Source organism: Puniceibacterium antarcticum (genome assembly GCF_002760615.1).
Taxonomy (GTDB): domain Bacteria; phylum Pseudomonadota; class Alphaproteobacteria; order Rhodobacterales; family Rhodobacteraceae; genus Puniceibacterium; species Puniceibacterium antarcticum.
In genome coordinates this window covers 1-12,338 of sequence record NZ_AWWI01000042.1, presented here as the reverse complement: position 1 = coordinate 12,338, position 12,338 = coordinate 1, and the positions used below count along the sequence as shown (strand labels likewise).

The 12,338-nt window shown below is 61.4% G+C and carries 13 protein-coding genes; 2 read left to right on the top strand and 11 right to left on the bottom strand.

Annotated features, from left to right (window positions below; all coding sequences use genetic code 11):
* Nucleotides 1–121: 121 nt before the first annotated feature.
* From P775_RS04510 to P775_RS04500, 3 genes are read right to left on the bottom strand one after another with little or no spacing between them, the layout of a single operon-like run.
* Nucleotides 122–529: a c-type cytochrome gene (locus P775_RS04510; protein ID WP_099909846.1), complete on the bottom strand. Its 408-nt coding sequence runs from the start codon at nucleotides 527–529 to the stop codon at nucleotides 122–124.
* A 12-nt stretch (nucleotides 530–541) separates the two neighbouring features.
* Nucleotides 542–1,384, bottom strand: coding sequence for an S-formylglutathione hydrolase (fghA, locus tag P775_RS04505; RefSeq protein WP_099909845.1), 843 nt, complete (start codon nucleotides 1,382–1,384; stop codon nucleotides 542–544).
* 1 nt (nucleotide 1,385) lies between these two features.
* Nucleotides 1,386–2,498 (bottom strand): S-(hydroxymethyl)glutathione dehydrogenase/class III alcohol dehydrogenase, encoded by a 1,113-nt coding sequence (locus tag P775_RS04500; RefSeq protein ID WP_099909844.1) that lies wholly within the window; start codon nucleotides 2,496–2,498, stop codon nucleotides 1,386–1,388.
* 152 nt (nucleotides 2,499–2,650) lie between these two features.
* Between P775_RS04500 and P775_RS04495 the strand changes: the two genes are divergently transcribed.
* Complete coding sequence (locus P775_RS04495) at nucleotides 2,651–3,262, top strand: hypothetical protein (protein ID WP_099909843.1); 612 nt, start codon at nucleotides 2,651–2,653, stop codon at nucleotides 3,260–3,262.
* A gap of 25 nt (nucleotides 3,263–3,287) precedes the next feature.
* On the opposite strand, the gene P775_RS04490 is transcribed toward P775_RS04495, so the two are convergent.
* On the bottom strand, nucleotides 3,288–4,328 hold the full coding sequence (locus P775_RS04490) for a quinoprotein relay system zinc metallohydrolase 2 (protein ID WP_099909842.1): 1,041 nt from the start codon (nucleotides 4,326–4,328) through the stop codon (nucleotides 3,288–3,290).
* Between the two features lie 148 nt (nucleotides 4,329–4,476).
* Between P775_RS04490 and P775_RS04485 the strand changes: the two genes are divergently transcribed.
* Nucleotides 4,477–5,283 carry a quinoprotein dehydrogenase-associated SoxYZ-like carrier gene (locus P775_RS04485; protein ID WP_099909841.1) on the top strand — a complete coding sequence of 269 codons (807 nt, stop codon included), beginning with the start codon at nucleotides 4,477–4,479 and terminating at the stop codon, nucleotides 5,281–5,283.
* A gap of 118 nt (nucleotides 5,284–5,401) precedes the next feature.
* Here the strand turns inward: P775_RS04485 and P775_RS04480 are convergent, their stop codons facing one another.
* The 7 genes from P775_RS04480 to gfa form a co-directional block, all read right to left on the bottom strand.
* A complete protein-coding gene (locus P775_RS04480) occupies nucleotides 5,402–5,791 on the bottom strand; it encodes a DoxX family protein (RefSeq protein WP_099909840.1) in 390 nt (129 codons plus the stop codon).
* Between the two features lie 156 nt (nucleotides 5,792–5,947).
* Entirely contained in the window at nucleotides 5,948–6,292 is a 345-nt protein-coding gene (locus P775_RS04475) for a hypothetical protein (protein ID WP_099909839.1), read from the bottom strand.
* Nucleotides 6,289–6,960 carry a hypothetical protein gene (locus tag P775_RS04470; RefSeq protein ID WP_245875565.1) on the bottom strand — a complete coding sequence of 224 codons (672 nt, stop codon included), beginning with the start codon at nucleotides 6,958–6,960 and terminating at the stop codon, nucleotides 6,289–6,291. Before P775_RS04470 ends, P775_RS04475 begins: the two co-directional genes overlap by 4 nt.
* A gap of 66 nt (nucleotides 6,961–7,026) precedes the next feature.
* Nucleotides 7,027–9,246, bottom strand: a complete 2,220-nt coding sequence (locus P775_RS04465; protein ID WP_099909838.1) for an ATP-binding response regulator — start codon at nucleotides 9,244–9,246, stop codon at nucleotides 7,027–7,029.
* Nucleotides 9,243–10,403, bottom strand: a complete 1,161-nt coding sequence (locus P775_RS04460; protein ID WP_099909837.1) for an FIST N-terminal domain-containing protein — start codon at nucleotides 10,401–10,403, stop codon at nucleotides 9,243–9,245. The genes P775_RS04465 and P775_RS04460 overlap by 4 nt, the downstream gene beginning before the upstream one ends.
* 9 nt (nucleotides 10,404–10,412) lie before the next feature.
* Nucleotides 10,413–11,138 (bottom strand): response regulator, encoded by a 726-nt coding sequence (locus P775_RS04455; protein ID WP_099909836.1) that lies wholly within the window; start codon nucleotides 11,136–11,138, stop codon nucleotides 10,413–10,415.
* Nucleotides 11,139–11,363: 225 nt separating this feature from the next.
* On the bottom strand, nucleotides 11,364–12,002 hold the full coding sequence (gene gfa / locus P775_RS04450) for an S-(hydroxymethyl)glutathione synthase (RefSeq protein WP_099909835.1): 639 nt from the start codon (nucleotides 12,000–12,002) through the stop codon (nucleotides 11,364–11,366).
* Between the last annotated feature and the right edge of the window lie 336 nt (nucleotides 12,003–12,338).

Sequence of the window (12,338 nt, the reverse complement as noted above, 5' to 3'; positions counted from 1 at the left end):
TCTTGCCATAATGGCCACCCCCCGGCTTGCCCCATCAAGAGTGGGCAATGACCAAAGGGTGTCTTCACATCCGACCGGCTCCGTATTTCCTCCGACCGGTCAGATGCAGGTCTTCACTGCGTCAGGATCCCTCCCCGTCCGCCTTGAAGGTCGCAAGATAGGCGATCACGTCTGCACGCTCGTCTTCCTTGCGAAGACCGGCAAAGGACATCTTTGTCCCGTTTACGTAATCACGCGGTTTTTCCAGAAACTCGGCCAGATGTTCAGGCGTCCAGATGAGACCCTCGTCACCCTTGGCTTTCATCGCGTCCGAATAGCTGAAATCCTCGATCGCGCCCGCATGACGGCCTACGACGCCATCCAGATGCGGGCCGACCTTGTTCTTGGCGCCGGGGCCGGTGTCATGGCATGCCATGCACTTGCGAAAAACCTTTTCGCCTTTGGCGGCGTCGCCGGTAATGTCTTGTGCGGAGGCAAACCCTGCCGTCATCGCCAAAAGGCATACCGTGCTGAACATTTTGACAAACATGTCATTCCTTTCCTAGTGCCGTGTTTGGTGCAGCCTTTCGGCGTGCCAATCTACATGATCACACGCGAAGGTGTTAATAAAGTAGTACGAATGGTCATACCCCTTTTGCATGCGCACCAGCCCGGGCTGCCTGCGCCGTGCCATGACATCTGCCAAGGCTTCGGGCTTCAGCAGCTCCAGAAACTGATCATTCGCACCTTGATCAATCAGGATATCCCCTTTCCAGCCGTGCTCCTCGAGCAGGATGGTAGAATCGTGGCAGGACCAGGCGGATTCGTCATCGCCCAGGTAGGCGCTCAGCTGTTTGCGGCCCCAATCCGACTGGGTCGGATGTGCGATGGGTGCAAATGCTGACAAAGAGTCAAATAGCTCAGAATTGCGCAAGGCAATAGTCAAAGCTCCGTGTCCCCCCATGGAATGCCCGGTTATGCCATGACGGTCCTGAACCGGCAGGTTGTCCACCACAACCGAACGCAGCTCGGACACGATGTAGTCATACATTCGGAAATGCGGCCTCCAAGGATCACGCGTCGCATTGACGTAGAATCCGGCGCCCTGACCCAGATCATAGGCCTTGTCATCCGCGACAGCCGCGCCACGGGGCGAGGTGTCGGGATAGATCACCGCGATGCCACGGCGGGCGGCATGTTCCTGAAAACCGCCCTTGGTCATCGCGTTTTCATGGCTGCACGTCAGTCCGGAGAGATACCAAAGCACCGGCACCGGACCATCCTTTGCCTGCGGCGGAATATAGGCCGCAAAGGTCATCTCGACTCCACAGGTATTTGACGGGTGCGTGTAAACCGCCTGCACCCCCCCAAAGCACCTGTGTTCCGAGATGACCTCAAGGCTCATATCAGAACACCACCACGGCGCGGATCGACTTGCCTTCGTGCATCAGGTCGAAACCGTGGTTGATCTCGTCCAGTGTCAGGATATGCGTGATCATCGGATCGATCTCGATCTTGCCGTCCATGTACCAGTCGACGATCTTGGGAACGTCGGTCCGGCCTTTCGCACCACCAAACGCAGTCCCGCGCCAGTTGCGCCCGGTGACCAGCTGGAAGGGACGTGTCGAAATCTCGGCGCCGGCCTTGGCCACACCGATGATGATCGAGGTGCCCCAGCCCTTGTGCGCGCACTCCAGCGCCTGCCGCATGACGGTCGTGTTGCCCGTTGCGTCAAAGGTGTAATCCGCGCCGCCCTTGGTCAGCTCGACCAGATGCGCCACGATATCGCCGTCGACCTTCTTGGGGTTCACGAAATCGGTCAGGCCGAAATGGCGCGCCATCTCTTCCTTGTCGTCGTTCAGATCAACACCCACGATCTGATCCGCACCGGCAAGGCGCAGACCCTGGATGACGTTCAGACCGATGCCCCCCAGACCAAAGACAACCGCGCGGCTGCCCAGTTCGACCTTGGCGGTGTTGATTACCGCACCGATGCCTGTGGTGACGCCGCAACCGATATAGCAGATTTTGTCAAAGGGCGCATCCTTGCGCACTTTGGCCAGCGCGATCTCCGGCAGAACCGTGTGGTTCGCGAAGGTCGAGCAGCCCATGTAATGATAGATCGGCGTGCCATCCAGCATGGAAAAGCGCGTGGTGCCGTCCGGCATCAGACCCTTGCCCTGCGTCACGCGGATCGCCTGACACAGGTTGGTTTTGCCCGACAGGCAATATTCGCACTCACGGCATTCCGGTGTGTAGAGCGGAATGACATGGTCGCCCGGCTTCAGGCTGGTAACGCCCTCGCCCACTTCCAGCACAACACCAGCGCCTTCATGACCCAGAATCGCGGGGAAGATGCCTTCAGGGTCGTCTCCGGAGCGGGTGAATTCGTCAGTATGGCACAGACCTGTCGCCTTGATCTCGACCAGAACCTCACCAGCCTTCGGCCCTTCAAGGTTCACTTCCATGACTTCCAACGGTTTGCCGGCCTCTAGGGCCACGGCTGCACGTGTGCGCATGCCTTTTCCTCCACAAATTAGGTTCGCTCTAATGGCGTTGAATAGCACTATAAAAGGGGGCATCAACCGAACAACTGCGACAATGGTTGGTATTGCGGGTTGTGGACAGGCAACCGGCCCTCGCGCATAGTCCCCCCATAGGGAGAGAGCACATGAAACACCTTTGCAAATGGGCGGCCAGCCTTGTTTTTCTGGGTCTTGCAGCCCCGGTCCAGGCTGCCGACTTTTCCGATCCAACCTGGCCCTGTATCCAGCGCAAGGTAGAAAACCTGTCCGTCGGGCTCATGTGGCCGCGTGAGATCGCACAGATCAAGATGACACCGGAACTGGCCACAGAAGTCGATGAGCTCGCGGCGCGTCTGGTGTTGCGCCGGGTCGATCTGGACGAGGCGCAGCGCTATATCAACGCCTTTGCCGCCAAACACGGCCAGGACGACGCGCTGATGGGCCATGTGTTTGAAAAGGTCTTTGACCGGCTCGCCGCGCGGCGCACCCTAATCATGCGCGGGATCGAGGATTTTTCGCTCAAGCAGATCGCAATGTCCGAACGGATCGACACTGCGCGCACCGAAATGGATACGCTGATGGCAACGGCAGAGCCGGACTATGACAAGGTCGACAAACTTGAAGAGCAGGTTGACTGGGACGAGAGAATTTATACCGACCGGCAGAAGTCGCTGACCTATGTCTGTGAAACACCTGTTCTGTTGGAAAAACGCCTCTACGCCATTGCGCAGATGCTGATCGACGTGTCCCAGAGCTGAGGCAATCCGCGCCGCTGCCTCGGCACTACTCCCATTCCAGCTCGGTAAAGGCCACCGTGGCATTGCGCGCATTGAAAGCATCAAACAGCTTCCAATGCGCCGCCTCGGACTGCGCAATGGTCCGCACCGCATCCCCCAACCGCCGCCCCGCCGCGATTGCCGCGCGCGTATCCGCCGCAAGAACCGACAGATAGCGCAGCATCGGGGCGGCCCCAGCGGGCCAGTCCAGCAGCGGTCCGCCATGCCCCGGCATGACCTGCGTGACCCGCAGATCTGACATCTCTGCCAACACAGTCTGCCAGCCGATGACAGACCCGTCCAGCGCGGGCGTATGTTCGTCAAACACCAAATCCCCAGTGAACAGCAGGCCGGACTGCAGATCCAGCGCCGTCAGATCCGTGCCGGTATGCGCCAGCGGCCAGGCACGCAGCGCAATCCGACGCCCGCCCAGATCAATCTCGCCCTCACCCCCCACCGGTATATCGACACGCACCGTTTCCGTCCCGATGAACTGCGCGGGTCCGATCAGATCCGTCAGACTGTCCAGATAATTCGCGCGCCGGTCGGCCAGCGCGCGGTTTAGCCCGGCATGCCCTACGACCTTGGTGCCGGTCTGGGCGAACACCTCCGCGCCCAGCACATGATCGGGGTGCATATGCGTCAGAATCACATGGCTTACCGGCAGGTCCGTCTGCGCGCGGATGGCCCGCCAGACCGCCTCTCCCACCCAGCGCGCGGACCCCGAATCGATCACCGCGACAGAGATCTCGCCGATCACAAAACCGATGTTCGCCACATCCCCACCGTTTCCGACAGCGGGCTCTTCGATCAACCCACGATGCAGGAACACCCCCGGCGCCACCTCCGTGAACGCCAGCATATCCGCCGCAGGTGCGCAGTGCGGACTCTTCCGCAGAACATAGCCCGCAAAAGGCCCAAGATCGGGTGGCGCGGCCACCAGCCCCGCCGCGCAGCCCGCAACCTCTGCCGCCTCGTATCCCGCCAGCAGCGCCTCCCGGCAAGGGTCGCCCCCCATCACACACAGCGTCACCACAGCTTCGAACATGTCACACACCCTCCCCGGCGCAGGATCAGACTGCGCGGTCGCGCAAAGTCGATCCAGTCAGACCAAGGATCTAATGTCTTTTTGACGGATTTTGTGGCATAGACCGTCGATACGCCCTCCGGGGCGCCCGAGGAGGAGGACCTCACACATGAAACTGTTCCATGCCGTTGCGCTCGCTGTGCTGATCGCAGGCCCGGCAAGCGCCGCATCCGACACCGCCCAGACCGCCCTGACGCCAAGCGAAAGCTGGACAGACCTACGCGGCGATATCACCGGCGATGCAGAGATCGCGGATGGCGGCGGCGTGTTCAACGTCGATGCGCCTTACCGCGCCGATGATGCCGCCACCGTGCCGATCCACATCACCCAGACCGACCCCAGCACCGATATCAAAAGCCTCAAGGTGGTGATCGACGAAAACCCCGCGCCGCTGGCGGCCGAATTCACCTACGGCCCCGCAATGGCCCCGCTCGATATGGAGTTGCGGGTGCGCGTCAACCAGTATTCCAACGTACGCGTCATTGCCGACACGGGCAGCGGCCTGCTGATGACCGGGCGCTTCGTCAAGGCGTCGGGCGGCTGCTCCGCCCCGGCGTCCAAGAACCCGGAACTTGCGCTCGCCTCCATGGGTCAGATGCGCCTGCGCCCGTTTGATCAGCCGCAGATGTCCACACCGCGCCGCGAGGCGCAGATCATGATCCGCCACCCGAACTATTCCGGGCTGCAGCGCGATCAGATCACCCAGCTGTTTATCCCGGCCCATTTCATCGACCGGATTGAGGTGTTTCAGGGCGACGACATGCTCTGGACGATGGAGGGCGGCATTTCGGTCAGCGAAAACCCGGTCTTCCGGTTTCAGTATACCGACAACGGCGCAACAGACCTGCGGGTGCGTGCCACCGATACCGAAGGAAACGTGTTCGAACACACCCTGCCCAAGGATGCGCAGGGCTGACCGACTGTCCCGAGGTGAAACTTAAAAAAGACGTCGAACATGCAAAAACAGCGCCCGACCAATCCGGTTAGGCGCTGTTCAAGTCTGATTGTCTTCTTGGGCGTTCTACAGCGACAGCTCAGCGCCGGGTCGCATCAACGCTCCACGGTCCGGGGCCGGAAAAGACGAAGTAAAGGAAGACAAAGCAGTAAAGGATGGCCGCGTCGCCACCGTTCAGCGCCGGAAACGGGCTTTGCGGCGCATGTGCAGTCCAATAGGCGACGGCCATCAGGCCCGACAGCACAAAGGCGACAGGACGGGTGAACAGGCCGATGATCAGCAGCGCACCACCGATCAGTTCAAGCACCCCCGCGATCCAGGGCATCGAGAACATTTCCGGATGGAAATCCGAAACAGGAAAGCCCAAAAGCTTCTGAGTGCCGTGTTCAAAGAAAATCAGCGCGGCGACGATGCGCAGAACGCTCAGCATCCGCGGCGCCCAGATGGTCTGCAAAGGGGTGGTCTTCATGTCGAAACAGTCCTGATATGGCTGCAGTCCGTCCGGGACCGCTCTGCCAGCGGATATACATCCGCAAAATCTTTGGCGAAACAGCTTTTGGCGAACAGGGTCTGTGCACAAACAGCACAGACCGCTGCACTTCACGGATGCGCCGAACGGCGATGCTCAGAAACAGACGATCTCGGCCTCGGCCTGGGCGCGGCGCAGATCGGCAACCATGTTGTTGGCAAAGGCGGCAGAGCGGAAGATCGACATTCGCTCGCCCCCGGTCAGCCGCAGGGACAACACCGTTTCCGCCTCGACATAGTTGTCATAAGGCAGGATCGACGCGATCGTGTCGATCGAGCAAGAGCATTTGTCGAGCACATCCCGCCCCTGCCCGTTTGTCGCCATGCAGGCAAAGACGTAATCCGCCCGCGCTGCGGTGGGATAGTCGTTCAGGCGCTGTTCCACCGTCTGGGCCGACACCGACCCGGCCAGCAGCGTCAATGCGATCACGAGTCCTCTCATTGCGGCGCCTCCTCCAGTTTGTCGAACGCCATCACGGAACTGTAGACCGGCCCGTCGCTGCCCGTCGCCGTGGCTTCCAGTTTCTGATACCAGCCCGGCACCTCGTCCGACATGGTCACAGTCAGCGCCAGATCACCGAAACCCTGCATCCGGTCACGGTTGGGATCCTCGGCAAAAGGATGCAGCGTCACAATCTGGGTCTGCACCGTCTTGCCCTGATATATCGCCTCGCCTGTCTGCACCTCGGTGGGGGTGATCAGCGCCTCTTTCACCCGGTTGCGGATGTAAAAGGGGCTGCCGCCTGCAGATTCGGCCATGTCGCGCACGGTCGTTTCGACAAAATACATGATGATCGGATTTCCCACGCTCATCGGGAAAACGCCAAGATTGCGGTGCTTGCCGTCGCGCAGAAATCGCAATGCGGCCTCAGGCGGCGTGGTCTCCTCAAAGGACAGCTCAAGCTCTCCGGTGTCGCGGGGGCCTGCCTCGGGCAGCAGCGTATTTGTCACCGAACGTTCGTACAGCAGGATGTGATCCATCGGCACGTCGTCCAGCGTGCCCTCCTTGAACAGCAGATCATAGGTCGCCGTGCCGTCCCCGGCAGCCGCCAGGACCGGTGTGACCGCCAGCGCAAAAGCCACCATCGCATAAGCCAGATGTTTCAGCATGTTTGTCTCCTCCGGGGCGCAGCCTACCGGGCACAGGCCCGCTGTCATGCGCTACTTTTGTCGGGGTCACGCCTCGGCGCGCTCGCGTGTTTTCCAATCGATCAGCGGGCGCAGCCGCGACAGCTGCACGGGTTTGGTCAGCACGGTAAAATCGTTGCGCGCCCCGATCTGGATCAGCGCCGGACCGCGGTCAGCGGTGATCACGATGGCCGGAACGTGCACGCCCGTCTCTTCGCGGATCAGACGGATCGCCTGCACACCGGTGTCATCACCGTCCAGCTGGTAATCGGCCAGGATGATGTCCGGCGCCATGCCGATGTCACGCACAAGGCTCAGCGCCTCTTCAGTCGATTTCGCCGCCAGCACGCTCGCGCCCCAGGTCTCCAGCTTCTGGGTTGTGGCAAACAGCACATAGGGGTCGTTTTCCACAACCAGCACGATCAGGTTCATGTCATTGTCGAAACTGGTTGGCAGGGTGTCGGCGCTGACCGGCATCGGCGCGCGGCCCGGCACCATCTCCATCTCGATGGAAAAGACCGACCCGACCCCGGGCTTGCTGCGCACCGACACCGTGTGCCCCAGATGGCGGCAGGTGCGGTCGACGATGGACAGGCCCAGCCCCATGCCCGATCCGGGCGGAACATTGTCGGCGCGGGTGAATTCCTCGAAGATGCGCTTTTGATCCTTGTGCGAAATCCCCATGCCGGTGTCCCAGACCTGCAGCACCACAGTCGCGCCCTTACGTCTGCACCCCACCAGAACCCGGCCGTTTTCGGTATACTGGATCGCATTCACCACAAGGTTCTGAACCGACCGCATCAGATAGCGCTGATCGCTTTTCACCCAGACCGAGGATGGCACCACGCTCAGCCGCACGCCCTTCTTGGCCGCAACCGGCGCGTGATCCTCGATGATCCCCTGCATCAGCGGGCCAAGACTGACATCCGTCACCGTCAACGCGCTTTCGCTGCTTTCCAGCCGCGAGATATCCAGCAGCGCATGCAGCAAGGATTCGATTGACGCGAATGATCCGTCCAGCCGCTCCACCGTCGGCGCGGTGGATGATCCGCGCGACATGTCCACAAGGGTCGAGATCAGCAGCTTCGCCGCATTGACCGGCTGCAGCAGATCGTGGCTGGCCGCGGCCAGAAACCGGGTCTTGGACGATACGGCAGCTTCTGCCGCTTCCTTGGCGAGGCGCAACTCCTCTTCGACCCGCGCCTGCGCCTCGTACTGCGCGGTCAGCCGCACGTTGGCCTGCGTCAGCTCGGATGTGCGCTCCTCCACCCGCTTTTCCAGCATCTCTGTCGCGCGGGCGGCCAGGGTCACATCCTTGATGTCCACTAGAAAGCCGCGATCCGGCAGCAGATTGGCCTGCAGATCCAGCACCCGCCCTCCGCCATGGCGCAGCCGCTTGCGCAGGCGTCCTTCGGTGCGCAAACGATAGGGCCAGCGGTCGATGTCGGTGATATCCGCATCCACCAGCAATCCGTTGGTCTGGATAAACCCCAGGATCTGCGTGAACAAAGTGCCCTGATGCATCAGCGTGAACGGCAGCCCCAGCAATTCGCGGAAACGGTCATTGTGGATCATCACCAGACCCGCACGTGAAAAGGTGCAGATGCCAGAGGACATGTTGTCAAACGCCGCCTGCAGGTAATGCGCCTGCATGTCGATCAGATGATCCTTTTCCGACCGGTTCTGGCGCACCACATCTGTGATCTCGGTCTGCAGGATGATCACATTGTCCAGACCCGTGCGCTGCTGGCTGATCTGGAACCACCGATCGCCCGACAGCTCTACGACAAAAGACAGCAGCGAAGCCCCCGAAGGCCCGGTCTTGGCCTCGGCCAGATTGGCACGCAACCGGCTGTCGGGATCCACAAGATGCGCACTCTGCTCCATCGCGGCGAAATAGCCGACCATATCCAGCCCTGGCAGGATCCGCTCGGTGATATCCGGCAGCAGTGTCTTGAACAGATCGTTGCAGACCTGCAGCGTGCCGTCGTTGAACAGCGCAAAACCGCCCTCCATCGCCGACAGCGCATCGGTCAGATTCTTTTGCGTGCGCTCGCGGTCATAGCGCACCAGCTCCAGCTCGGTGCTGGCGCGTTCCAGATCCAGCGTCTTGGCCCAGATCTGCCCCTGCAGGGCAATCGCAGACTGAAAGGCCGCATAGGCGGACTGCCCCACATCATGCTGCCGCCCTGCCCGGCGGACCAGCGCGTCGATGATCCTGGCCTGCTTTTCGACCTGAACATCCAGCGGATCGTTCGGATCAATCAATGCAGATCCCGCTTTCTGGGCTCAAAGAACGCTACGCCCACAAAGGTCTGGTTCACATGCACGCCGCAATGCTGCTCGCCATAGGTGTTGAACCCCAGCACCCGATGGTCGCGGAAAATCTCGGACACAGCGCCGCTCAGCTGTTTCTGCTCGACCTCCAGCTTGCGCAGCACGCAATCGAATCCCAGGATGAAATCCGGCGGCGTGCCCGCAGGACCACGCACATCCAGCCCGGCCTCCAGCGTGCGCAGGATCTCCTTGCCCCGCCCCAGCGTCAGGATCAGACCATCATCGATTGCCGACAGAAACGACAGCGCATGGGAATCGGACGCCGTGTGAATGGCACGTACGTGGTAATTGTGATGGTTGCGCACCAGCACCGGGTTTTCCGCAAAAACCTGCGGCGACAGCATGTCCACAGGCACCCCCACCAGACGCGCATATTCCACTGCCGCCGGGGCGCCGTTGATTTCCAGCACCAGCCGTTCCTCGGGGATGGCATGGGTCACGACCATCTGCTTGTCCGTGGGCAGAAAATGATCAAACCCCAGCCCGGTGAATTCAAGATCCGTCTCAAGAAACAGCAGCAGCGCCGCATTGGTGTGAAAGCGCCCGCCATGCAGCACAAAGGTCTCGCGAAAATTCAGGCCGTTGCCCGCTGATCCGCCAAAGACCGGCATCTCGCCCAGCCCTTGCTCCAGCGCGGCGACCAGCATGTCTTCCTGCTTGGACAGCCCATCGGCAAAGATCAGCGCCAACCTGTTCCATCCCGCAGTGCGCTGGAACTGCGCCGCATGGCGGCGCGCATCCGCCGCGATCTTCTTGATCGACAGGGGCTTCAGCGGATTGATCAGCATCGACGCACAGCGGAAATGCCGCTTGGGAAAGGTCAGGATCTGCAGCGCCTCAGTTTCATAACCGCGCGGGGTGATCTGGCCCGCCGTGGTGCAGCCAAAGACCGGCAGCCCCGGCATCTGCCGGTTCAGCTCCTGCGCAAGCGCCGTCAGATTGAACCCTTCGGGCACCAGCACCAGCGCCAGACAGACCTCGCGCAGATCGATCTGGCCCACCAGCTCCGCCACAGCCTCCCGCGCACCGCGCACATGAGACACACCAACCCCGACCGAAGTTGGCGCATTGAGCGGGCGATGCAGCATGCGCTGCCCCTACTGGCTCAGGAAGGCGCGCGCATCCGCATCCGACGCCCCCACCGCACCGTCGATATTGCCGCTTTCCACCAGCACCGCAGCCTGGGTGCGGTTCTGCACCCCCAGACGGCGCAACAGCGCGGTGATATGTGCCTTCACCGTCGCCTCTGCCAGGCTCAGCTCATAAGCGATCTGCTTGTTCGGCTTGCCCGCACAGATCAGCTTCATGATCTTGGTCTGCTGGGGGGTCAGGTCGGCCAGCTTCTGATTGACCTGCTGGCAATCGGGCCGCGCCGGATCGACATTGGCCGCCTTCTGAAATTCCTTGGGCAGATACTTGCGCCCGGCACTGACATCGAACAGCACAGATTTCAGCACCTGGGCCGAGGCATCTTTGGGCAGGAAGCCCGCCGCCCCCGCCTCCATCAGCGCATGAACCACGTCAAGCGAGGTCAGCGAGGAAATGACAAGGATGGGCGTGTCCGGAATGCGGTCGCGCAGCGACAGGAACCCACTGATTCCCGTAACATCCGGTAGCTTGAGGTCGAACATCACCAGATCTGGCGCCACGTCGCTCTCCAGCAGCGCCATCGCCTCGCCCAAAGACCGTGTCGTTTCGATGCGACACTCCTGAAAAACATGGCGCAAGGCTGAAGCCAGCGCATCGCCATACAGCGGATGGTCGTCCACGATCACCACGTATCGGATACGACCAGCGGGCTGCGCCACCGGATCATGTTTCATAGCAAAGTCCTCCCTGCCCCGATGCTAGCAAGAAAGCCCCCCGTCACGCAACTGTCACGTGCCATGCGCATGCGGGTTCGACTACCCTGGGACATGCGATCGCGCGCCTCAACTCAAAGATCTGAACGCAAATGACGATTCCCCCATGGCCGGGGGTACAGTCAAAACGCTTTGGATCCTGCGCGGGGGTACAACCGCTGCCCTGCCCCCGCGCAAACGGCTGTCTCAGGCCTTGAGGTTGCCATTCGCCTTGCCGACGTGGGTCGCGATCGCATCCATCAGCGGCGGGGACAGGCAGTCATAGGGCTCAAGCCCAAGCTCCTTGCAACGCCCGCGCACGGACTCCATCTTGGCCGGATCATACCCAGCCTCGATGATCGACGACACGAAGGCGGCAAATTCCGGCGCCGCCCAGCCCGAAGCAGAGGAAAGCTCGGTATGCACAAAGTCAAGCCCGTGGAACGGATGCCCGGTGTTCTCGATGCGGCCGAACATGTGCACGCCGCAGCCCTTGCAGGCATAGCGCTGGATCGCAGCATGCGAATCGACCCGGTCCAGCTTCTCGCCATTTTTGGTCACGCGCACCTTGTCGCTGCCAACAACCGCGATCTGGGCAAATGTCGCGCCCTTGGGCTTCCAGCACTTGGAACAACCGCAGACATGATTATGCGCAGTCTGCGCGCCGATCTCGACCTCGACCTTGTCGCTGGCGCAATGGCATTTCAGCGTACCGCCGGAAAAGGCCGACGATCCGGCCTTCACGCCGTTGTCCACCGCCGGATGAATACGGACGTTGCTGTAGCGCGGCGCGCTCGGTTTCGCTGCCGCACTCCCGCCACCGAACAGATTTGAAAGCAGTCCCATTTTAGCAATCCCTCCCTTGACCGCGCCCTTTATTTTGCGCGCTGCTCAAAATCCTGCCCGCGCCATCCGCTTGTGACAAGAGAACCAATGGTATCGGTCCCCCTCCTGCCCTTCACCTGTCCCCAAATATCCCGGGGAGCGTGAGGGGCAGCGCCCCTCACTCCGGCGCCGCAGCCCGGGGCCCGGGCGCCCTCTCAGCGCGCCGCCAGAAACCCGCGCAGGAACGCCCCGGCCTTCATCTCCCCCGGCCTGCGCCCAAAGACTTCCCTGTCCAGATCCTCCAGCAGCCGGCGACGCTCGGGGGTTTCACCGTCACGCCGCACCATCTCCCGCGCC